Source organism: Trichocoleus desertorum ATA4-8-CV12, from assembly GCA_019358975.1.
Taxonomy (GTDB): Bacteria; Cyanobacteriota; Cyanobacteriia; order FACHB-46; family FACHB-46; genus Trichocoleus; species Trichocoleus desertorum_A.
In genome coordinates this window covers 13,702-36,112 of record JAHHIL010000055.1, presented here as the reverse complement: position 1 = coordinate 36,112, position 22,411 = coordinate 13,702, and the positions used below count along the sequence as shown (strand labels likewise).

Below are 22,411 nucleotides of genomic sequence, written 5' to 3'. Positions count from 1 at the left end.
GTGGGGGCTATCAAGTCGAATCTACTCGTCTCAATCCCCAACGTTTATCCGGTTTATTTGTCCTCTTAGCCCTTGCCTATACCAGTGCGGTCATCCAAGGTCATGAAGTTCGCACTCAAGGCTTAGCTAGCTATATTTGTCGAGCCCAAGAAGGGCGAAGAATGAGGCGCAGACATAGTGATTTTTGGGTGGTTTATATGCCCAAGCCTGGTTAGATGGCATGGACTTAGCCACCGATTGGGTAGAGTCTTGGCTACAGCTTAGTGACAATAAGCGAATGTATCTTCAGCAAGGTTTACACGCTGCTTCCCGCCTCCAGTCTTTGTTCTAGCCTTCTTGTTACCCCCTGAGGTGTATCGACGATAAAATCACTGGTTTTGTAGGAACTGCCAAAGTGAATATACAGTTGTCCACTATCCTCATCCCCAATGCCACAAGGAATGTATTTCTCCTGGCAGCCTAGATCATGGTCGTTCGCTTGATGATGGCCTCTAGTTTGTCCACCTCGTGAATACTGACCAATCGCAACCGTAGCTTTACAATCAATGCTTAATCGTTTGACCGTCCCAGTATTTGAGCCTTTGTCTTTCGCTTTGATGTCGTCAAAGATGGCGTCTGTTTCTGGGAGTTTTTTTGGGGTTTCGCTTTCACCACTGGCTTTAATCGATACCCCATTCGATTGAGAATCACCGACATGGTACTAGGCGCAGGCAGTTGCTCTGAGTCAAATCCTTGCTGGCGCAATTGTTCAAGCGCTTGAACAGCGCTTAAGCGGGTGTAAGCAATCGAGGTTTCAAACGTCGGGTCTTGTTGGGCATGAGCCTCCGCTAGCTCCCGTAAAGCCGCAGCGACTTCAGGTTGCTATCTTCCCACCGTTTGGTTCCGCTCAACCCGCTTGAGCGCCCGCACAGAAGATACCATTGCGGCACTCTGCCAATCCTACTTCGACGTTGACTCTGCCCCATCCGAAGACGCGCTCCGCTAATCGAGCATTGCCGTCACAATACTTCAACGTCATCTGGGCTTGAAAGCTACGACGAGCGGCTCCACTCATTTTAGAGGCAGCCAAACGGAGATCCTCAATTTGAGAGGCATTTAGCAACTGCCCACTCGGATTCGAGCGTTCCAAATGCTTGTTCCTTGATTGCTAAAAGAACCAAGCATATTTTAGAGGCTTGGGTAAACTCTTTGCTAGAAATCTCCTTAGAACAACACTGGAATGGCACCCAATTGAAGGATGTGGACACAATGCTGAAGTGGGCACAAAGCATGACTTGCAAAGGGATTCATCCCATTGTCAAGTTAAACTCACAGCTTTATTCAAAAGGCATCTCTCTGACCAAAACGGACATGCGCAGTGTTGAAAAGAGGCTGGAACGCAATCCAGAATTACCGAAATGGGACATCCTCATTCAATCTGCTACTGGGTAAATTCATTTCCAGAAATCTCCTAAGTCTTCCACATAGTTGTCATTTCTCTCGGCTCACGATCTGCTCTGCTTTCTCATCTCGATCTACTGCCAAGTTCAGGAGGGATTTTATGCAAAAAAGAGCCTACGTAAGGCTCTTCCGAGCTTTTGGTGAAGGTGGATGCGATCGCGAACTTGAGCGACGTGGATTCTAGATTTAAGGCTACCTCAAGAACCTCGATCACCAAAAGCTGGGAAGAGCCCTACGTAATTGACATTTGATACTTGGAGTCGATAGCGGGTCATCTGATACACCACGTGATACTGAGCCTCTACCCCCAGTGTCTGAGCCAACCACCGCTGCACCGCTCCGTAGCTCTGGAATCCATGATTAGGTTCTTGTAGGCGCTTGGCTAGGGCCTCTTCCGCCCATTGCGGAATCACCCGCACTCTTCCAGGTGATTTCTTCACTTCTAGCATCGCTTCAAGCCCGCCGTCTCGGTACATCGATAGCCAGGTTTGCAGCGTGTTGCGATGTTTCCCCACCGCTTGAGCGATCGTGCCGATACTCGGTGCCTGCTCTTGCTTGAGCCAGTAGAGCACTTGCAAGCGTTCTTTGGCGGTTGGCGTAGCTGCTTGGCGCAACTGTTCTACGAGGTCATCCACATTTTCCTTCACGTCAATTGAGGTGACACCAGCCATTAGCAGAGCGGACGAAACAACTCCTCTCAGCCTAGCTTATCTGCCTTCTGTCTAATTTAAATTGGTATGAGATGACAGCAATTCTCATTATGAAATTTCTTGCAATACAGATGTCCTACTTTGAAAAACTGACACGCTGAAACACTGATTCTATCGTTTAAGAATTTTGGCAGAAATCGCGTTCAAGGCCTCTTTTATAGTACAAATGCTTCAAAATGAGAATTGCTGATGAGATGACTGGAATCCAAGCTTTAGAACGGAAAGCTGCCACCCAATCGATGCGACCTGGAAAACGAGAACGACGAGAATTTGAGTATATTCGCCACGGAACACAAACATTGATTGCCAGTTTTGATGTCGCCCAAGGTCGGGTCGTGGAAGCAACGGTGGGTGAGCGGCGGACTGAGACGGATTACCTTAACCATATTCAACAGTTGATTGCTACTGACCCGAATGCAGTTAAATGGCATCTGGTGATGGATTGCTTGAACATTCACCAATCTGCATCATTAGTGCGATTTGTCGCCCAAACAGAAGGACTTGAGATTGAATTGGGCGTCAAAGGGGAATCGGGCATTGTCAAATCGATGCAAACTCGCTCAGAGTTTTGCGCGACCAGAGCCACAAAATCGTGTTCCACTTCACCCCCAAGCATTGTTCTTGGCTTAATCAGATTGAGATGTGGTTCAGCATTTTGGTGCGTAAGTTGCTCAAACGAGCAGACTCTGCGAGTAAAGGGCAGCTCAAAAACCAGATTCTGAAATTTATCGATTACTTTAATCGCACAATGGCTAAACCATTCAAGTGGACGTATGAGGGCAAAGGATTAAAGCAATGACAAAAGGTAGCCGAACTCACGCCCTACTCTACTATGCTCCTGGGGTAAAAAGGAGGGTTGAGTTGTTTCTGCTTCTGACGAGTGTGAGTCATCACTCATCTGTGGCAAGGGGAGGGTGTAAATTATGCCATCAAATGCCTTGAGGTTCGGGTGAAGGCTGGACTGGCTATGGCGGACTTTTGGATGGAAGGGATGTATTTGGGATGGGTGTGATCGCCAAAAATTGTGATGAGTCTTCTATAGTTTGAGGTATCTCCCATCGTACTCCTCTAAAAAAGCTGCATGGTTGCTTTACCAGGGATTGCTATCCAAAGCAAAATTTACGAAAGCTCTAATTCTTTAGTGTATCGGGGCATTCGAGACGATGGGGTGGCGATCGTGGTCAAACTGCTCAAGCAAGATTACCCTTCTGCCCAAGAACTAACGCGCTACCGACAGGAATATGAAATCACCCGCTCCCTCAAGCTGGAAGGCGTGATCGAGGCATATAGTCAGCAAGACTATCAACGCACGCTTTTTATTCTCTTAGAAGACTTTGGTGGAGAGTCCTTGGAACGATGGATGCGCCAGCGCCCAGATTTCTGCCCCATGCCCTTAGCCACATTTCTGCGGCTGGCGATCGCTCTTACCAACATTCTGAACAAAATCCATGCCGCCAATATCATTCACAAAGATATTAATCCTGGAAACATCGTTCTCAATTTAGAGACTGGCGTTGTTAAAATCATTGACTTTGGGATTGCCACCCGATTTAACCGCACCAATCCCCCATTCAAAAGCCCACATGTTTTAGAGGGCACGCTTGCTTACCTGTCTCCAGAACAAACTGGGCGGATGAATCGGTTGCTCGATTACCGCACCGATTTCTATTCACTCGGGATAACGTTCTACCAATTACTGACTGGACAGTTGCCGTTTGCAACAACCGATATCCTGGAATTAGTTCACTGTCATATTGCTAAACAACCTGTTCCACCACACGAACTGAATGCAACCATTCCCAAGTCCGTTTCAGACATTGTCATGAAACTGATGGCGAAGAATGTCGAAGATCGCTACCAAAGTGCCTGGGGCATCAAAGCAGATTTAGCAAACTTGGCAGCACAATTCAAAACAACCGGGCAAATCGACACCATCCCACTCGCGCTGCACGATATTTCCGATCGGTTTCACATTCCCCAAAAACTGTATGGACGGAAAGCAGAGATTGCAACCTTGTGGGCAGCATTTGAGAGAGTAGCGGGAGTGGGAGAGTGGGAGAGTGGGAGAGTGGGATGGCAGGAGAAAATATTTCCTCATCCACCCATCCACCCATCCACCCATTCACCCATAGTCAACTAATGCTCGTCTCTGGCTACGCTGGAGTTGGGAAGTCAGCCTTGGTACAGGAACTCTACAAACCCATTACGGCAAAGCGCGGCTATTTTATCTCTGGTAAGTTTGATCAGTTTCAGCGCAATATTCCCTACAGCGCGATCGCCCAGGCTCTACAAAAATTGTTACAACAACTGCTGGGTGAACCAGAAGAACAATTGCAGCAATGGCGATCGCGTCTACTCACAGCCTTAGGCAACAACGGACAGCTCATCATTGATGTAGTTCCTGAAGTAGAACTGATTATTGGCAAGCAGCCACCCGTTCCAGAGGTGGGAGCCACGGAAGCTCAAAATCGCTTCAATCGCATCTTCCAGCAGTTCATCCGAGTATTTTGCTCAACAGAGCATCCACTCGTGGTCTTTTTTGATGACTTACAGTGGGCAGATTCAGCCACACTCAGATTAATTGAGCTAATCATGCTTGACGAGCAAACCCAATCCCTGTTTCTGATTGGAGCCTATCGCGATCATGAAGTGAGTTCATCCCATCCATTGACAGTCCTGTTGGAGCGATTTCGAAAACAAGGAGCAGTGCTTCAAGAAATCAATCTGGCACCCTTAACACTAGAGCCATTAAGCCAGTTGATCGCTGAAACGCTGCATCAAACCACTGACGCTGTGCATTCCTTAGCTGAATTGGTGTTGCGTAAAACGAAGGGAAATCCTTTTTTTGTCAACGAATTTTTGCGAATGCTGCATCGCGAAAATCTATTGACCTTTGATGCGACACGCTTAAGCTGGCAATGGAACATGGGACAGATCCAAGCCCAGAACATGACTGATAATGTGGTGGAGTTGCTACTGCTCAAGTTGCAGAAACTACCAGAGGGGACTCAGCAAATACTCCGCTTAGCTGCTTGTGTCGGGGCAGAATTTGATTTAGAGACGTTGGCGATCGTTTGCAAGCAATCTCCTCAAGCGATTTCTCTAGATTTGCTGGCAGCGATTCAAGCGGAATTGATTCAGCCTCTTTCTGAGTTAGATGAGAACTTGTTAGTTCAAGAGTATAAATTCTTGCACGATTGTGTGCAGCAAGCTGCCTATGCCTTGATTGATGAGTCACAAAAGCAAATTGTTCATCTTCAAATTGGTCGTACTCTGCTTGAAAAGACATTGCTAGAGCGCCAATCAGATCGATTATTTGAAATTGTCGATCATTTCAATCATGGAACTGAGCTTGTTACATCTCGACCCGAACGAGATGAGATTGCTAAATTGAATTTGATGGCAGGGCAGAAAGCAAAAGGGGCGGTCGCCTACAGTACAGCGCAAAACTATCTAACTACAGGAAGAGCATGGCTAACTGCTTCTAGCTGGCAAACAAACTATGATCTGACCTTAGAGTTATATCAAGAGACAACAGAAGTCGTGTACCTGTGTGGCGATTTTGAACAGGTGGAATACTGGGCAGCGATCGTTCTACAAGAAGCTAAAACGATTCTTGATAGTGTGAAAACGTACGAAGTCAAAATTCAAACTGATATTGCACAGAGCCAACCCCTAAAAGCAATCAATACGGCATTGCAAGTTTTGCATCAACTGGAAATCAATCTCCCAAAAACGCCTAGTCAATCAGATATTCACCTTGAACTAGATACAATCACCGGTCTCTTCCATGAGAAAGAGGTTGAGAGCTTGATCCATTTGCCAGAGATGACTGAACCGGACAAGCTAGCGGCGATGAGAATCCTATCAAGCATTACGATCGCCGCCTATGTTGCGGTTCCTAATTTAATGCCTCTGCTTGTGACTAAACAAGTAAGCTTATCAATTCAGTACGGTAATGCTGTTGTATCTCCCTTTGCCTATGCCACCTTTGGGTTAATCCTTTGCGGAATGATCGGAAACATTGAGGCTGGCTACCAATTTGGACAGCTTGCTCTACGGCTGTTGTCACAGCCTCGTACCAACACACTTAGAGCTAGAACATTGCTGACCGTCAATAACTTTATCATCCATTGGAAAGAACATGCTAGAGAATTATTGAAGCCATTACTGGAAGGCTATCACATTGGGCTAGAAACTGGAGATTTAGAATCTGCCGCCTACTGCGCCTATACCCACTGTTTTCAATCCTACGCCAATGGAAAAGAACTCGCAGAGGTTGAGCGCGATATGGCAATCTATGGCAAAGCAATCCATCAAATCAAACAGGAAACGGCACTAACTTGGAATCAAATCTTTCGGCAGGTCGTCGTAAACTTAATGGGACGCTCAACTAGCCCAATTCAACTCATCGGCGAATTCTACAACGAGGAGAATGAACTGCCAAAATATGAAGCAGCAAATGATGGAAGTACTATCTTTACTGTACATTTGAACAAACTTTGCCTATGCTACTTCTTTTCTGAATATGCTCAAGCCGTTAAAAATGCAACCCTAGCAGAAACTCATTTGATCCGGCTAACAGGTGCCTTCCTTCAGCCTTTGTACTATCTTTATGATTCTCTGGCAAGACTCGCAACCTATCTTGATAGCAGTACTCAAGTGCAGGAGGAAATTCTCAAGAAAGTTGCAGTTAGCCAGAAAAAAATGAGGCAATGGGCACATTATGCACCCATGAATTATTTGCATAAATATCATTTGGTTGAAGCAGAAAAAGCACGAGTCTTAGATCAGTTGCTTGAGGCAGAAGAGTTCTATGAACAAGCGATTCAAGGGGCTAGAGAGAATGCATACATCCAAGAAGAAGCGTTAGCCTATGAATTGGCTGCCAAGTTCTATCTAGGGCGAGATCGAGAAAAGATTGCTCAACTCTACATGAAAGAATCTCATTATTGCTACGAACGCTGGGGGGCAACCGCAAAAGTCAAGGATTTAGAAACGCGCTATCCCCAGTTCTTTGCTCAGTCGTCGGGTGTGAACGCTCCTTTAATCCTCACCACAACTGGAATCACCTCTAATACCTCGCAGGTTGCTTTCGATTTAGCAACAGTGATGAAAGCAGCTCAGGCAATTTCAAGCGAGATTGACCTGGAGCAGTTGCTCAGTTCGTTAATGCACATGCTGATCAAGAACGCTGGGGCACAAACCGGATGTTTGCTTTTAGAGAACGCAGGCGAGTGGAGAATTGACGCTGCTTGTGAACTGGATGAAGGTAAAAGTGTTTGCACGACCCGAGTACTGCAATCGACTCCAATCACGAATCGCTTACCTGAATCAATTATTCAATATGTAATCCGAACTCATGAGTCTGTGATTTTAAGTGATGCAACTCGTGAGGGAAATTTTATCAATGATCCCTACATTCAAAGGAACCAAACGCAATCGCTGCTCTGTTTGCCGCTGCTGAATCAGGGTAAGCTTGTCGGCGTGTTGTATCTAGAAAATCAATTGGCGGCTGGAGCTTTTACACCCGATCGAACCCAAGTTCTGAATCTACTCTCCACCCAGGCAGCGATCGCGATCGAAAAGGCCAAACTCTACTCAAAGCTCCGCGCTAGCGAAAGTCAAATGGCTCAATTTCTCGAAGCGGTTCCCGTAGGCATTGGCATTATTGACGCCATGGGTCGCCCTTACTATGTCAATCAGCAGGGCATTGAGCTGATGGGTAAAGGCGTTGATCCTGCCGCCACCCCGGAGCAACTTTCAGAGGTTTATCAATTTTATGTAACGGGGACGGATCAAATCTATCCATTTGAGAGACTACCAATCATCCGGGCGTTGAGCGGTGAACGCACCAGGATTGACGATGTAGATATTCACCAAAACAACGCAATTATTCCTGTTGAAGGGTGGGGAACTCCTATCTTTGATGAACAAGGCAATGTTGCCTATGCGATCATAGCCTTTCAAGACATTACCGAGCGTAAGCAATCAGAGAAACTGCTAGCCGACTACAACCAAACGTTAGAACAACAAGTTACTGAGCGAACATTGCTGCTCTCACAAGAGATTGAACAGCGTCAGCAAGTTGAAAACGCCCTGCGCCAAAGTGAAGAGCAACGTAGGCTGACAATGGATTTCTCCTACATCGGCAGTTGGAATTGGAACATCTTAGAGAATACAGTGCATTGGGATGATAACAATACCCGATTGCTGGGGGTAGCGCCCGGTGAAGTTAAGGCTAGCTATCAGGCGTGGCGCGATCGGGTTCATCCAGAAGATGTCGATCGGGTTGAGCAAGCACTTACAACCGCTCTGGCAACTCATACTGATTATGAAGGTGAACATCGAATAATTTACCCAGATGATAGTATTCACTGGCTTGTCAGTAGAGGTCGAGGTATCTATAACGAAGCTGGACAGCCTGTACAAATGTTGGGTGTATCTTTCGACATTAGCGAACAGCGAAACGCTGCACTGCGAGAACGCAAACATGCCGAAGCAGCCTCCATTTTAGAGGAACGCAACCGCATAGCACGAGAAATTCATGACACGCTGGCGCAAGCATTCACAGGGATTCTGGTTCATATGGGAGCTGTTTCTCGCTTAGTCGCGACCAACCCAGATGCCGTGCAGATGCATATTGATACGGTTCGAGATTTGGCTCGTAGTGGGCTAATAGAGGCTCGACGATCGGTTGCGGCACTGCGTCCCCAATTACTAGAAGATGGCGACCTGTGGACGGCACTGGAGCGATTTATATCCACCATGTCATCCTTAACCGAAACCCGTCTGGTTTACGACATTATTGGCACACCCTATGTGCTACCGCCCGAAACTGAGAATCATCTCCTGAGAATTGGGCAGGAAGCCTTTACGAATGCAATCAAGTACGCTCATGCGGGCGAAATTCGAGTGGAGTTGGTTTATGAACCAACCTCATGCTTTTTACGAGTTAAAGACAATGGACAAGGATTTGAAGTTACCACGACCACACTCAGCCAGGGATTTGGCCTACTGGGGATGACTGAACGAGCCGAGCATATTGGGGCACAGCTCTCGATCGAGAGTCAACTAGGGCAGGGAACAGAAGTGCTTGTCACGGTGAATCAGGAGGCAGCGATATGAGTCAGGCCGCAGCAGTCCGCATTTTGATTGTTGATGATCACGCGATCGTCCGCCAGGGACTCGCCGCCTTGATTGAGAATGAGCCAGATATGACCGTGGTAGGACAAGCGGGCAACGGGCAGGAGGCGATCGACCAATATCGACAGCTACAGCCCGATATTACCTTAATGGACTTACGCATGCCCCACATGAGCGGTGTAGATGCGACCATCGCCATCTGCGCTGAATTTGCCCATGCCCGTATCATTGTGCTAACCACTTATGATGGCGACGAAGACATTTATCGTGGATTGCGTGCTGGCGCTAAAGGCTATCTGCTCAAGGATGCTGAACCCGAAGCGCTCCTCAATACCATCCATATCGTTCATAGCGGGCAACAATATATCCCTTCCGAAGTTGCTGCCAAGCTGGTGCAACGCATGAACAACCCAGAGTTGAGCGATCGCGAGCGGGAAGTCATTCATCTCATGGTCGATGGTTTAAGCAATCATGATATTGGTGTGGCTTTGAATATTACTGAAAGTACGGTCAAATTCCACATCAATCGCATCTTGAGCAAGTTGGGCGTGAGCGATCGCACTCAGGCGGTGGTTACAGCATTGAAACGAGGGCTTGCTAAGTTGTGACTGAACTTAAGTTCGGTTGCTGATTAGCCGCAGAGATAGATAGTGCCTATCCTTTCGTTTCTTCCAAGACTCAACGCTGAGTTGGCGACAAAGTATTGTCAACTCTGTAAGCTGAAGCTATCGAAATGAAGGAGCAAAATTCCAATATTTTGGGAAGAACAAAGGGTCAAGAGTAAAAATAAAACAAATTGCTTTTCATCCTTTTTCCTCTTTTCTCCTTGATCAGGATGTATTGGAAGGTTCAACGATTGTAGGAGGAATCATAAACATCAGTCATGGCAGTCACTACTGTCATGAGAAACTCTTTTGTCAGAATGTCCGATGAACCAAGATAGATATTCTAACCAACTCCTTGTTCTACCTTCCCAGCGTGACCACTACCAGGGAATGCTCAATGCCCCAGTTGTACTTGTGGAATATGGGAACTACAAATGTTCTCCATGCGGAGAACTGCATCGATTAATTCAGGTCATTCAACAGCATTTCACTTCTGTTTTTCCTGAGGAGAATTGTCTAGAGGCACAAAGTGCAAAACACTTCATTCATACAGTGCGAAGTGTTGGCTACGTGTTGAGAATGGGTACTTATTAGCCTCTAACTACTTTTCTGGTTCAGCCCCGTACTGAGGGAGTCCCCTAAATCTGCTGGGGGGTTGCCTAAGATACCAACGCATGAGTAGTATTTGATACTTCTCAACCATCCTCTAACAAAATTCATTGAATCGAATTGTCACAGAGATAATTTTATCTCTTTTGAACTTCATTATCAGTATTTTCGAACTGTTACCATTGCTCGATGATTTCAACATGAACACAACTACAAACACATGCAACATGAACACAACTACAAACACAAACATACAAACTGATTCCACCGAACTACTCGACAAAAGAGTTTTGGTAACAGGCGGGACAAAAGGCATCGGTGAAGCTATTGCTATACGACTAAGGCAAGCCGGTGCAACGGTCATGACTACTGCTCGTTCAATTCCCACAAACCTTCAATCGCCCGACCTGTTCATAGGGACTGACCTTAGCACGCCCGATGGGGTGAACAAAGTTGTGCAGGAAGTCTTCGCTCGTTTCGGCAGTGTAGACATTCTGATTAACAATGTCGGCGGATCCTCTGCGCCAAGCGGCGGCGCGCTTGCCTTAACAGATGGGGATTGGCAGCAAGCATTCAATGACAATTTATTCGCCGCCGTCCGTTTGGATCGGGCATTTCTGCCCCGGATGCTTGAACAGAAGTCAGGTGTCATCATCCATATCTCGTCAATCCAGCGTCGGCTCCCGCTTCACGACGCGACATTAGCGTATGCGGCGGCAAAAGCGGCGTTGGCAACCTACAGCAAAGGGCTGTCAAACGAAGTTGCGCCTCAGGGGGTGCGTGTCAATGCCGTCGCGCCCGGCTTCATCGAAACGAAGGCGGCTGAGAGACTCATCAAGAGATTAGCTCAGGAGTCCGGCGCTGACCTTGATGCTGCACGTCAAGGACTGATGGACTCACTTGGAGGAATCCCGATGGCACGACCAGGTCGCCCCGAAGAGGTCGCGGAGCTTGTCGCTTTTCTGGTGTCCGATCGCGCCTCTTACATCACAGGCGCTGAATATGTCATTGACGGGGGCACGATCCCGACCGTCTGACGCCCAAGCGAGAACAAATCAACATTACGAAATTTGGAGGTACTTCTCTCATGGTGACCAAACACTACGACTTCATCGTCTGCGGCGCAGGTCCTGCGGGTTCAGTAATAGCAGCAAGGCTTGCCGAAGACAAACAAGTTAATGTTCTGCTAATCGAAGCAGGTGGAACTGATGAAGTGCCAGAGGTGATGACTCCGGCACAATGGCCGCTGAATCTTGGATCAGAACGTGATTGGGCCTTCGTTGCACAGCCCAACCCGCATCTGAAAGGACGCTCAATCCCACTGAATATGGGCAAGGTACTTGGAGGCGGCTCAAGTATCAACGTCATGGTGTGGGCACGAGGACACAAGAATGATTGGAACTACTTCGCTGAGGCTTCTGGTGATCCGGCGTGGGGGTATGAATCCGTTCTGGAGATCTATCGCCGGATCGAAAACTGGCAGGGAGCGAGTGACCCTGTGCGTCGGGGAACAGGCGGTCCCGTTCACGTGGAATCCGCAGACAATCCCCAGCCCATTGCACAGGCTATGGTTGAGGCCGCGAACAGCATAGGTATTCCGCGTTTCGAGAGTCCCAACGGCGAAATGATGGAAGGGCGCGGAGGCGCTGCTATAAACGATCTAATTATCCGGAACGGACATCGCTCTTCCATCTTTCGATCGTATGTCTATCCTCTTCTGAATCAGCCGAACTTATCGGTCTTGACTCACACTATGGTCAGCAAGCTTATCTTTGATGGTCGGTCGGTCATCGGAGTTGAGGTGATCCAGGATGGCAGACGCAATCAGTACTACGCTTCGGAGGAAGTCATACTCTCTCTCGGCGCAATCAATACGCCGAAGGTTCTCCTCCAATCGGGAATCGGGCCGGAAGAGGAACTTCGCAGGCACGGAATACCCGTTGTTCAGCACCTTCCTGGGGTTGGACAGAATCATCAAGACCACGTTTCGTTTGGCTGCATCTTTGAATACCGTGAGCCTCAGACGATCGGAAATGGCGGCTCGGAAGCCACTCTGTACTGGACGAGTGATCCCAACCTCAAGCAGCCCGATATGTTTCACTGCCAGGTTGAGTTTCCGGTGCCTAGCGCGGATACGGCTCACCTTGGGGTTCCAGCGAACGGTTGGACGATGTTTGCGGGTCTGGCGCACCCTAAAAGCCGGGGCACGGTGAGGCTTTCCGGCCCTGACGTAAAGGATCTGGTGGTAATCGATGCAAATACTCTGTCGCACCCCGATGACCTGAAAGCCGCATTCACCAACATCGAACTTTGCCGTGACCTCGGCAATAGTACCGTCTTCGAGAAGCTGGTGAAACGTGAAGCGCTGCCAGGCAAACTCGGTCGAAGCGAAATGGAGAACTTCGCCCGCAACGCAGCGGTTACATACTGGCATCAGTCGTGTACTGCCAAGATGGGGCAAGATTCCATGTCTGTAGTCGATGGCAAGCTGAAGGTCTATGGCATCAATAAGCTGCGCGTAGCGGATGCTTCCATCATGCCTGAGATCACAAGTGGAAATACGATGGCCCCCTGCGTCGTCATTGGCGAACGAGCAGCAGACATCCTCAAGAAGGCGCACCGGATGACGTCCTACCAGGCGGTGGAAGTGGCTGGCTGAGCCGCTCACTATACAGAGATGAAAAGTGTCATGGAGGAATAGCCGCATGAGTATCTCAACCCGGCAGCAGATGATCGCTACGTCCCACGGCTCCCTTGCAGTCGAGGAGATTGGATCAGGCGGTATACCAGTGCTGCTGATCCATGGCAATTCGTTTTGTCGTGGCGTTTTCCGCAATCAGATGCAAGGACAGATCGTGAAGAAACATTGCTTCATCGCGTTCGATTTGCCAGGTCACGGGCAGTCCAGCAACGCAGCCGATCCGAAACTTAGCTACACGCTACCCGGACTTGCGGACGCCACCATCGAGTTGCTCAACGAGTTGGGTATAGCCGAGGTCATCGTGTTTGGTTGGTCGCTTGGCGGACATATCGGGATAGAGATGATTCCGCGTTTTCCGGGGATGCGAGGGCTGATGCTTTGCGGTGCCCCACCTGTGAGTCACGATCAGATGTCGCAAGGATTCAATGCGTCACCGCATCTGGGCGTCGCAGGCAAGCAGGAGTTGTCTGAAGCAGAGATCAACGCCTTCGTTGAAGGCATCATCGGTAAATCGGCTGAGCCATTCCTCCGGAATGCCGTCGCGCGTGCAGATGGCCGTTTTCGCAAGAGGCTGTTTGAGTCCGCGCGTGCCGGAGAAGGCGTGAACCAGCGTCTGATCGTGGAAAGCAATCCTGTTCCGCTCGCAGTGGTGAATGGTGGCGCGGATCGCTTAGTCAATCTTGATTACTTCGATACCGTCGCGTATGCCAATTTGTGGGAGGGCCGCTGTCATCGCCTGAGCGGACTAGGGCATGCCCCTTTCTGGGAAGCGCAGGAAGAATTCACTCCGGTACTCGAACATTTCCTACGGGATATCGAAACCGGCCGTGGAACCAATTCTTATAAAGACTGAGATTGTTCTTGTGCTTATCGAAATCAAACAATAGACCAATTCATAAAAAAGGAGACTCTCATGCCTTACGTTACTGTCGATCAAGAAAATTCTGCCAGCATTGATATTTACTACGAAGACTTCGGAGTGGGTCAACCTGTGGTGTTGATTCATGGGTTTCCACTCAGTGGTCATTCCTGGGAAAAACAGGTTGGAGTGTTGCTGAAAGAAGGCTACCGAGTCATCACTTACGATCGCCGAGGATTTGGCAACTCCAGTCAGCCTTCGTTTGGCTATGACTACGATACCTTTGCGGCGGATTTGAACACGCTGATGACCAAACTTGACTTGCATGACGCTGTGTTAGTCGGTTTCTCAATGGGAACAGGTGAAGTCACGCGCTATCTCGGCAGATATGGCTCAGAGCGGGTGCAGAAAGCCGTGCTGATGGCTCCAGTACCCCCCTTCCTACTAAAGACCGATGATAATCCTGAAGGCGTTGACCAAAGCATTTTTGATGGCATTATGAAAGCAATTGTTGAAGACCGTCCAGCCTACTTTTCTGCATTTTTCAGAGAATTCTTCAATGTGGATGTGCTGCTGGGCGATCGCATCAGCAATGAAGCAATTCAGGCAAGTTGGAATGTGGCAGCAGGGGCTTCTGCTAAAGGGACTTTAGATTGTGTGCCGTCCTGGCTGACTGATTTCCGCGACGATTTGCCCCGCATAGATGTACCAACGCTGATTATTCATGGCGATGCCGATCGCATGTTGCCGCTTGCATCTACCGCAGCAAGGCTGCCGCAGCTTATTAAGGACAGCTGTCTTGTCATTATCCCTGATGGACCGCACGCCATTAACTGGACTCATCCTGATCAGGTCAACCCTGTGCTGCTGGATTTTCTCAAAGAAGATTAAGCTACAAAAAAGCGTAAACCAAAAGATTTTGATATGGACAACATGACGACGGAATTCTAAGTTTGCCGGGTGTGTTTGTGTATAGGGATTGCGACAGGATACGATACTGTTGGCGAATCAACGAGAGAAAAATTGATCGCTAAAAGTTCTTTCAAAAAACTTGGCGTCAGGCCGGTGGCCGTAAAGATTAGAGGAGAATCGAAGCAGGCCATCTTTTGAGGAGAGTTCTTTCAATGTCGCTTCAACCTCAAGCCATTCCTCCAATTCCCGAAGAAACTGCTTATGTGGCTTGTGCTGCCTTTGCGAAAGAGAATCGCTACCTGCGGATGCGAGATGAACTCGGTGTCTTTTTCAAAGACCAAGATTTTGCTCGCTTGTATCCCCAGTGTGGGCATGCGGCTCAAACTCCTTGGCGGCTTGCCCTCATCACGATTATGCAATTTGCTGAGAACCTGTCAGACCGTCAAGCAGCCGATGCCGTTCGGGCTCGGATTGACTGGAAGTATGCGCTATCACTCGATCTCACTGATGCTGAGTTTAACTTTTCCGTGTTAAGTGAGTTTCGCGATCGATTACGAGCGAGTGGTGCAGAGCAACAACTGCTAGAAATCATGTTGCAGCAATTTCAACAGCAGGACTTACTGAAAGCTCATGGACGGCAGCGGACGGACTCGACGCATGTGATTGCCAGAGTCAGAGATTTAACTCGCTTGGGATTGATTGGCGAAACCCTCAGACACACCCTCAATACCATTGCCCAAGTAGAACCAGGTTGGTTACGAGCACAGGTGCCCGAGGAGTGGTACAACCATTATGGAAAACGCTTAGAAGAATCTCAGTTTCCCAAGACACCCCCCGAATGGGAGGCGCTAGCGAGCAGAATGGGGGCTGATGGCCTTCACCTACTCGATGCCATTTATGCAGATGCGGCTCCGACCCATATCCGAGCACTTGGGGCTGTCGAGACATTGCGTCAGGTTTGGCTGCAACAGTTTTATGCACCGACAAGTTCAATTGAGTTGCGAACAACCAAGGATAGCCCACTAGGGGCATTACGACTTCGTTCCCCTCAAGACACTGAAGCTCGTTATAGTACAAAACGCTCTATAGAATGGACTGGTTACAAGGTACATCTGAGCGAAAGTTGTGAGGACTCATTGCCTCGAGTGATCACCCATGTCGAAACCACCCAAGCAACCACCGCAGACCAAGAAGCAATTCCTCGAATTCATCAAGCTCTAAAAGCCAAAGAACGGGCACCTAAACAGCATGTTGTTGATCAGGGTTATACCTCAGCACAGTTGTTAGTGAAGAGTCAAAAAGACTACGGCATCGATCTGTTAAGTTCAGTTGCACTCGATAGTGGTTGGCAAGCCAAAGCAAAAGATGGCTTTGACTTATCTCAGTTTGAAATTGATTGGACACGCAAAGTCGTTCGCTGCCCGAACCACAAACAAAGCCATTTATGGACACCAGGGAAAGATAGCTAGGGCAAACCCATCATTCATATCGAGTTTAAGCGTTCAGTTTGCCTGAAATGTCCGATGCGTTCCCACTGTACTCGTGCCAAGGAGCAGCCAAGAACCTTAACAATCAAAGTGCAGGAAGAATACCAAGCCTTGGAAGCGGCTCGTATCCGTCAAGCAACTAAAGCATTCAAGCAGCAATATGCGATTCGAGCGGGAATTGAAGGAACGATTTCTCAAGGGGTACGCTCCTTTGACTTGCGGCAATGTCGCTACATTTCCGGGGTCAATACATTTATTTTTCTGTTGATCGGCATTGAGATTAACCAGTAACACTGTGGAGAATTCTGCCGTCTATCTTGCTTGTGATTCTGGCGTACCAATTGGGGCGAATTCTCTCGGTTTATTTGTTACTAGCAGGGCTGCGTTGGTTCGACCGCCCAATTCCTTTGCGCTGGCAGCATGTTTTGTTCTTGGGGAACATCAAAGGCTCTTTGTCAATGGCACTGGCGCTGAGTATTCCGCTGACCTTATCCGGACGAGACAACATCATTGAATTGGTCTTTGGCGCAGTGCTGTTCTCTCTGGTGGGGCAGGGATTAAGTTTGCCCTGGTTAGTCAAACGGCTAAAAATTAGTCAGGTTTCGGAGGTGACGGAACAGTCAGGGAAGCTACAAATTCAATTGATTGCGGCTAAGGCAGCTCAAGACGAACTGGATAGTTTACTAAAATCGGGTGTACTACCGAAGGCTGTTTATGAGGAACTCTGGGCTTCCTATCAGGCACGAGTAGCAGAGTCTGAACGGGCGCTGCGTGATTTTTATAATCAATATCGAGCAGGGAAATTGAAGAGCGATCGCAGCGGGCTAGATGCCATTCGACGGCGACTGCTTCTGGCGGAAAAAGGAGCCGTGAGCGATGCGCTCCGCAAACGCATTGTCCCCGAAGACCTAGTGCAGCCTTATGTCAAAGATTTGGATGAGAAACTTCTATCGTTGGAAGATGACTAGCGTGAATACCCAGATACTCAATCATCGGGTGGACTAGCTCAGGGCGAGTGACGACCAAGATGGTTGAGCCAGCTTCAAGAATGGTGTTGCCATTGGGAATCTCCAGGTTGGCACAAGCGTGACATTGATACCCGATGATGAGCGAACTGTTTGGAAAACGTGGATCTTGAGCAATTTGGGCAACGGTGCGACCTGCTACATAGCAATCGCTTGGAACAGGTAGCTTTAGCACTTCCACCTGCCCTTGCTCAAAATGCATCATCGACTCGACTTCAGGATATTCAATCGCGTTCGTCATGGTCGCAACGGCTAAATCAACGGTGCTGATAATGTGGCTAGCTTGAGCTAAACGGTAAGCTTCTAGAAATTCGCGATCGCGCATTCGCACCACAATATGAGAAATACTGTAGCTTCTCGATAGGGTGATCAACGCTAAATTGAGCGCATCATCTCTCAAGGCTGCCACCACCGCATCTGCCTGCCGAATCCCTGCTTCTAAGAGAACTGTCGTGCTAACTGCACTTCCCTCAAATGCCATCACACCGATTTTTTCACGCGCAAAGCGACAAGCCAGCGGGTCTACATCGATGATTGCAACAGTATGACCGAGTTTTAATAACTGCTGAGCTAGCCCCAGTCCCATCATTCCTGCGCCACCAATGACAACATACATCGCTAAACCATTAAAGGATGACTATTACAGATTACTATAGGCGTTCCAGCTACCGAAGGCTGCGGATTGATAGAGTTTGAAGACCCAGTGAATGAGTTCCTTCCAACCGATAGTAATCTCAATATTGTGAGCAATGACTTGATTTATCGTGACAACCATTTTTTCACTATTGATTTTTGTTTTGTCGGGTTTGTGTGAGATTGGGGGCGGCTACCTAATTTGGTTATGGCTACGCGAAGGAAAAAGCATCTGGCTGGCGTTGATTGGCGCTATTTTGCTGACAACCTACGGATTTGTGGCAACGCTTCAACCAGCAAATTTTGGACGAGCTTATGCAGCTTATGGCGGTATCTTTATTCTGCTGTCAATTCTGTGGGGATGGCGAATCGATCAGATTGCCCCCGATCGCCTAGATTGGACTGGAGCCACCATTATCCTAGTGGGTGTCCTGATCATGATGTACGCTCCCAGAGTTTAAGACAGAAGCTGCGAGAGTGTTACTAGGAGGGTAGTTTGAGCGGTAGTTCGACTTGAAACATTGAACCTTGACCGACAACGCTGGTTACATGGATAGACCCACTGTGAGCTTGAACAATTTGCTGAGCGATCGCCAACCCTAAACCAAAGCCACCGCTCTCCAGGGAGCGTTCGGTATCTACCCGGTAGAAGCGATCGAAGATGTAGGATAAGTCAGCTTCTGGAATTCCGATGCCCGTATCGATTACCTGAATAACTGCCCAACCGGGGTAAGGCACTAGATTCACCCGGATCGTGCCGCCAGCGCGGGTATATTTACAGGCATTGTTGAGCAGATTTTCGATCGCCTGCCGCAGCAAATCAGGATCAGCCCACAGTTCGATCAATTGCTCAGGCTGCTCATAGGTCAGATCGATAGTTTTCTGTTCTGCTAAGGTTGCGAACTGAGTTGCCAAACTTTTGAGCAAATCGTTAAGGTCGATTAATTTGAGTGATTCTGGTGTAAGTTGTCCCTGATGACGAGCGAGCAATAACAGATTGTTGACGAGAGCACCCATTGATTTCGCGCTATCGACAATGTTTTCTAAAGGATGATGGTAGTGGGAATCATTGGGGGCGATGAGTAATCCTAGTTGAGCGTTGGTCAGAATAGCGGAAATGGGCGATCGCAACTCATGGGAAGCATCTGCTGTGAACCGTTGAAGCTGTTGATAGGCTTGCCGAATTGGTTGCATGGCGAAGCCGCTAAGAACCCAGCCTGTGAGGGCAATTAGCCCTAGTGCGATCGGTACGGTTAGGGTCAGCGCCATCTGAAGCTGCTGAAGTTCCTGCTGAGTCTCTCTGAGGGGAGTGGCAACCTGAAGATACCCCAAAGTTCCAGTTCTGCCCTCAACGGGTAATGTCGCTTGACGAAGCCAAATTTCGTTCTCCAAAAGTGGATCAGTCGATTGAACCGTGAGATAACCGAAGGACGCATTTAACTGGTCTGGGGGAGAAGCTCCAAAAAAGCGAACAAGCTGTCCTTGCGCGTTATACCAGCGCACATAAATCAGATCTTCTGCAAGCGGGTGTGAGCCACTGCCCAATAACGGAACATGGTTCAGATCGACCTGGCTCTGGTCTTGACGAACTTCATAATGCACGCTAGCAGCCATCACTCTAGTTTTGTCGTAGAGCAGGCGATCAAGTGCTTCCAGTTTATCCTTGACCTCGATCTGATAAATCACTCCAGCAAACAGCACCAAAATGCTTCCCATCGAAAGGGTGAACCAACGAGCCAGGTTGCGACGACTTCGGTTAAACACGTCTTGCCTTCAAGATTCATGCGTTTCAGGGGGAGTTAGACGATAGCCCATGCCATAAATGCTCTCAATCCAATCAGCCGCTCCTACGGCCTGCAAGCGGTGACGCAGTTTGCGAACCAGGACAGTCATTGCATTGCTTTCGGGTTCGGTTCCCCACTCCCATACTGCCTGCTCGATTTGGTGGCGGGTTAACACCTGCCGGGGATGGCGCATGAAATACTCCAACAGTTGAAACTCACGACTGGAGAGCGAAACAGATGCACCTTGCCGTTCAACAGTCAGAGTATCTAGGTGGAGGTGGAGATCCTTAAGGCTCAGTGTATCTCCTTGCCAAAGGGGCGATCGCCGTCTCAATGCCCGGACTCGTGCCATGAACTCGACTAGGTCGATCGGTTTCACTAGGTAATCATCTGCACCTGCGTCTAATCCAGTTACTTTCTCAGGCGTGGTGTCTCTTGCCGTGATCATTAAAACTGGAGCGGTTTTCCCAGCTGCTCGAAATTGGCGACAGAGGGTGACACCGTTGACACGCGGCAACATCCAATCTAGAACCAGTAAATCATATTCTTTTTCTAATAGAAGCCACTGAGCTGTCTCACCATCTTTGACTCCATCTACGCTGTGTCCTGCCTGAGAGAGCGCCATTTGCAGCGGCATCAGTTGTTTTGGATCATCTTCTACCAGCAAAACTCTCATTTCTTTGCTGCTCCCCTATGTGGCTTGCGAGATTGGTGGCTTGCAAGATTGAGGATAGGCACTTAGGGTAATGTATACATCCCCTTTGAGCCAGATTTTGAGGTAGAGCAGGCTGTACTAGAGTGCAAATAACGGAAAATGTGAGTCGATGAAAAAGGGTAGTGAGTGGCGTGTGATCAAACATTGGTTCCAAGCGTCAGGGGCAGAGTTCTGGCTGCCATTGCCGTTTGTAGCGATCGCCTTTTGGTTTGGCACCAATATTCTGACGGCTCAAGAACTACGGCAACCCCAACTAACCCAAACAAGGCTTCAGGCAGACACTCAGATCAAGGCAACTGTATCCATCAACATTTTGCTAATCAATGCAATCGTCAATCGACAGCAAAAAGTCACGCAGGTTGAGGTAGAGACAACAGATCCTATTTTGAAGCGGTTGGAACTGGAATTGCCGATGACAGACCCCAATCGGATAGAGACCGCGATCGCGCAAGAACTTCAATTATCTCGTCAAGATGTACGCCAGTTAGTCCGCTATGAGATTGTTGAATGAGGCTGTTAGACTAGAGTTGTAATTTGATGGGCACGATTCGCATAGGTTGTTGATAAAAGTTTAAGGTTATCTGCCGCTGCACAACCTTGTCGTTATGTCGAAAGCTTCTGCCTATCCATCCACTACGGGATCTTAGGCAGAAGCTTTCAGCCTAATAATAGTTAGACCTCTATGTAACCCTGATCGTTGCCGTAGTCCATCAAAAAACAATCGCTGACATCCGCTGAACGCAACCGTTAGACCTCTATGTAACAGGATTATTTCTAGAGACGTTATGCGAATTGACTGGGGAGAGTTAGCAAGAGAACTTGAGACAGGTAATTTACAGAGTACTCAGTTGAGTTTAAACGCGATCGAAGCACTTCTTGGCGAGGACTTCTTTGCCCAAGCTGTTGAGTGCTGCATCAATTTTGATGAAGGTTGGGGCTTGGCTGAAGGAGTTTTGAAAATCCTCAGACCTCTAGGAATGAAACATTGCTACAAAATCTACGAAACTAGCCATAACCTTGAAGAACGACGAAGTGCTGTATGGCTTCTAAAATACGCTTCTGATAGGAAAGTTTTAGAATACATTCCTGAATTCCTTGCCGACCCAGACGAACAGATACAAAGAACTGTCGTTGAAATTCTAGATCAAATGTTATTTTGGCATGCCGTCAACTATGAAGATATAATTCCTATTTTGGAAGCAGCAGCCAATCACCCTAATGAAGAAGTACGAAAATTCGCAATTGGAACAGCCAATGAAGAAACGATTCAGGGCATGGCTGACTTTACTAAAAAGCTTTCAGATGCGCTTCGGAGTGAACTATATCAATGGAAAAGGCGCTTAAAATTTGAAATGATTCATGGCTTTGATTTGCGCTGTGTTCCTTGGTATGGGCAATTGGAATTAAGTTTTCTCACAGGTCAAGAAGATTTTAATCTGCCAGAAGCCTATAGTGATGAGTACTATCTCAAATGGAGATTGAATGGCTTGCCTTATTGTGGAAGCGAAATCGAAGCTGTGAGGCAGTGGATGCAAAGAGAATTCGAGAAATCTGGAGCGTCATTACAATACCTAGAACTGTTTCTCTCTGCTTGTGCTACAGCATTAAAATCTTCCGAGGTTCAGAAAGTCTTACGCAAGTATAATCTCTCGCAAGACTTTCAGATAACAGTTTTTAGCCCTACTTCATCTCTATCAAGGAAGAATTTTTATTGAATTCTTGGTGGTTTAAGTTGCAGGTATTGAGACAACAAGTAGCTCGGATACTAATGATTGTAGCTTGCTC

Annotated in this window: 17 protein-coding genes and 4 pseudogenes; 15 read left to right on the top strand and 6 right to left on the bottom strand. The window is 48.0% G+C overall.

Going from position 1 to position 22,411, the window contains the following annotated elements; translation table 11 throughout:
* Positions 1 to 215 (top strand): IS4 family transposase (locus tag KME12_24165; GenBank protein ID MBW4490873.1); only part of this gene is annotated, 215 nt, incomplete at its 5' end.
* A gap of 80 nt (positions 216 to 295) precedes the next feature.
* Here the strand turns inward: KME12_24165 and KME12_24160 are convergent.
* Positions 296 to 664: a hypothetical protein gene (locus KME12_24160; GenBank protein ID MBW4490872.1), complete on the bottom strand. Its 369-nt coding sequence runs from the start codon at positions 662 to 664 to the stop codon at positions 296 to 298.
* Positions 550 to 1,054, bottom strand: a pseudogene (locus tag KME12_24155) (transposase). The gene KME12_24160 and the pseudogene KME12_24155 overlap by 115 nt, the downstream one beginning before the upstream one ends.
* A gap of 143 nt (positions 1,055 to 1,197) precedes the next feature.
* Between KME12_24155 and KME12_24150 the strand changes: the two are divergent.
* Positions 1,198 to 1,431, top strand: a pseudogene (locus KME12_24150) (ISAzo13 family transposase).
* A gap of 206 nt (positions 1,432 to 1,637) precedes the next feature.
* Here KME12_24150 and KME12_24145 read toward each other — a convergent pair.
* The gene (locus KME12_24145; protein MBW4490871.1) at positions 1,638 to 2,111 is read right to left on the bottom strand and encodes a helix-turn-helix domain-containing protein; all 474 of its coding nucleotides are present in this window, start codon (positions 2,109 to 2,111) and stop codon (positions 1,638 to 1,640) included.
* 215 nt (positions 2,112 to 2,326) lie between these two features.
* On the opposite strand from KME12_24145, the gene KME12_24140 reads away from it, so the two are divergent.
* The 10 genes and pseudogenes from KME12_24140 to KME12_24095 all read left to right on the top strand — a co-directional run bounded on the left by KME12_24140 (position 2,327) and on the right by KME12_24095 (position 17,437).
* On the top strand, positions 2,327 to 2,872 hold the full coding sequence (locus tag KME12_24140) for a transposase (protein ID MBW4490870.1): 546 nt from the start codon (positions 2,327 to 2,329) through the stop codon (positions 2,870 to 2,872).
* 359 nt (positions 2,873 to 3,231) lie between these two features.
* Positions 3,232 to 9,278, top strand: a pseudogene (locus KME12_24135) (AAA family ATPase).
* Positions 9,275 to 9,904: a response regulator transcription factor gene (locus KME12_24130; protein ID MBW4490869.1), complete on the top strand. Its 630-nt coding sequence runs from the start codon at positions 9,275 to 9,277 to the stop codon at positions 9,902 to 9,904. The pseudogene KME12_24135 and the gene KME12_24130 overlap by 4 nt, the downstream one beginning before the upstream one ends.
* A 321-nt stretch (positions 9,905 to 10,225) precedes the next feature.
* Positions 10,226 to 10,495, top strand: a complete 270-nt coding sequence (locus tag KME12_24125) for a DsbA family protein (GenBank protein MBW4490868.1) — start codon at positions 10,226 to 10,228, stop codon at positions 10,493 to 10,495.
* 125 nt (positions 10,496 to 10,620) lie between these two features.
* The gene (locus tag KME12_24120; protein ID MBW4490867.1) at positions 10,621 to 11,547 is read left to right on the top strand and encodes an SDR family oxidoreductase; all 927 of its coding nucleotides are present in this window, start codon (positions 10,621 to 10,623) and stop codon (positions 11,545 to 11,547) included.
* 50 nt (positions 11,548 to 11,597) lie between these two features.
* Positions 11,598 to 13,169 carry a GMC family oxidoreductase gene (locus tag KME12_24115; GenBank protein ID MBW4490866.1) on the top strand — a complete coding sequence of 524 codons (1,572 nt, stop codon included), beginning with the start codon at positions 11,598 to 11,600 and terminating at the stop codon, positions 13,167 to 13,169.
* A gap of 46 nt (positions 13,170 to 13,215) precedes the next feature.
* Positions 13,216 to 14,064 carry an alpha/beta hydrolase gene (locus KME12_24110; protein MBW4490865.1) on the top strand — a complete coding sequence of 283 codons (849 nt, stop codon included), beginning with the start codon at positions 13,216 to 13,218 and terminating at the stop codon, positions 14,062 to 14,064.
* A 60-nt stretch (positions 14,065 to 14,124) separates the two neighbouring features.
* Positions 14,125 to 14,961, top strand: coding sequence for an alpha/beta hydrolase (locus KME12_24105; GenBank protein MBW4490864.1), 837 nt, complete (start codon positions 14,125 to 14,127; stop codon positions 14,959 to 14,961).
* A 233-nt stretch (positions 14,962 to 15,194) separates the two neighbouring features.
* The gene (locus KME12_24100; protein ID MBW4490863.1) at positions 15,195 to 16,451 is read left to right on the top strand and encodes a transposase; all 1,257 of its coding nucleotides are present in this window, start codon (positions 15,195 to 15,197) and stop codon (positions 16,449 to 16,451) included.
* Between the two features lie 54 nt (positions 16,452 to 16,505).
* A pseudogene (locus KME12_24095) lies at positions 16,506 to 17,437 on the top strand (cation:proton antiporter).
* Here the strand turns inward: KME12_24095 and KME12_24090 are convergent.
* On the bottom strand, positions 17,394 to 18,110 hold the full coding sequence (locus KME12_24090; protein ID MBW4490862.1) for a TrkA family potassium uptake protein: 717 nt from the start codon (positions 18,108 to 18,110) through the stop codon (positions 17,394 to 17,396). The pseudogene KME12_24095 and the gene KME12_24090 overlap by 44 nt on opposite strands.
* A 148-nt stretch (positions 18,111 to 18,258) precedes the next feature.
* On the opposite strand from KME12_24090, the gene KME12_24085 reads away from it, so the two are divergent.
* Positions 18,259 to 18,588, top strand: a complete 330-nt coding sequence (locus tag KME12_24085) for a YnfA family protein (protein MBW4490861.1) — start codon at positions 18,259 to 18,261, stop codon at positions 18,586 to 18,588.
* A 22-nt stretch (positions 18,589 to 18,610) separates the two neighbouring features.
* Here the strand turns inward: KME12_24085 and KME12_24080 are convergent, their stop codons facing one another.
* On the bottom strand, positions 18,611 to 19,891 hold the full coding sequence (locus KME12_24080; protein MBW4490860.1) for a two-component sensor histidine kinase: 1,281 nt from the start codon (positions 19,889 to 19,891) through the stop codon (positions 18,611 to 18,613).
* 9 nt (positions 19,892 to 19,900) lie between these two features.
* Positions 19,901 to 20,587: a response regulator transcription factor gene (locus KME12_24075; GenBank protein MBW4490859.1), complete on the bottom strand. Its 687-nt coding sequence runs from the start codon at positions 20,585 to 20,587 to the stop codon at positions 19,901 to 19,903.
* 148 nt (positions 20,588 to 20,735) lie between these two features.
* Between KME12_24075 and KME12_24070 the strand changes: the two genes are divergently transcribed.
* Both KME12_24070 and KME12_24065 read left to right on the top strand, forming a co-directional pair.
* The gene (locus KME12_24070) at positions 20,736 to 21,137 is read left to right on the top strand and encodes a hypothetical protein (protein MBW4490858.1); all 402 of its coding nucleotides are present in this window, start codon (positions 20,736 to 20,738) and stop codon (positions 21,135 to 21,137) included.
* Positions 21,138 to 21,411: 274 nt separating this feature from the next.
* The gene (locus tag KME12_24065) at positions 21,412 to 22,341 is read left to right on the top strand and encodes a HEAT repeat domain-containing protein (GenBank protein ID MBW4490857.1); all 930 of its coding nucleotides are present in this window, start codon (positions 21,412 to 21,414) and stop codon (positions 22,339 to 22,341) included.
* Positions 22,342 to 22,411: the final 70 nt, after the last annotated feature.

What these genes read in the sequence shown, in the direction of transcription:
- KME12_24110 (MBW4490865.1), top strand. Translation starts at nt 13,216, where the DNA reads ATGAGTATCTCAACCCGGCAGCAGATGATCGCTACGTCCCACGGCTCC.
- KME12_24065 (MBW4490857.1), top strand. Translation starts at nt 21,412, where the DNA reads ATGCGAATTGACTGGGGAGAGTTAGCAAGAGAACTTGAGACAGGTAAT.
- KME12_24130 (MBW4490869.1), top strand. Translation starts at nt 9,275, where the DNA reads ATGAGTCAGGCCGCAGCAGTCCGCATTTTGATTGTTGATGATCACGCG.
- KME12_24100 (MBW4490863.1), top strand. Translation starts at nt 15,195, where the DNA reads ATGTCGCTTCAACCTCAAGCCATTCCTCCAATTCCCGAAGAAACTGCT.
- KME12_24115 (MBW4490866.1), top strand. Translation starts at nt 11,598, where the DNA reads ATGGTGACCAAACACTACGACTTCATCGTCTGCGGCGCAGGTCCTGCG.
- KME12_24145 (MBW4490871.1), bottom strand. Translation starts at nt 2,111, where the DNA reads ATGGCTGGTGTCACCTCAATTGACGTGAAGGAAAATGTGGATGACCTC.
- KME12_24105 (MBW4490864.1), top strand. Translation starts at nt 14,125, where the DNA reads ATGCCTTACGTTACTGTCGATCAAGAAAATTCTGCCAGCATTGATATT.
- KME12_24090 (MBW4490862.1), bottom strand. Translation starts at nt 18,110, where the DNA reads ATGTATGTTGTCATTGGTGGCGCAGGAATGATGGGACTGGGGCTAGCT.
- KME12_24125 (MBW4490868.1), top strand. Translation starts at nt 10,226, where the DNA reads ATGAACCAAGATAGATATTCTAACCAACTCCTTGTTCTACCTTCCCAG.
- KME12_24075 (MBW4490859.1), bottom strand. Translation starts at nt 20,587, where the DNA reads ATGAGAGTTTTGCTGGTAGAAGATGATCCAAAACAACTGATGCCGCTG.
- KME12_24140 (MBW4490870.1), top strand. Translation starts at nt 2,327, where the DNA reads ATGAGAATTGCTGATGAGATGACTGGAATCCAAGCTTTAGAACGGAAA.
- KME12_24070 (MBW4490858.1), top strand. Translation starts at nt 20,736, where the DNA reads ATGAAAAAGGGTAGTGAGTGGCGTGTGATCAAACATTGGTTCCAAGCG.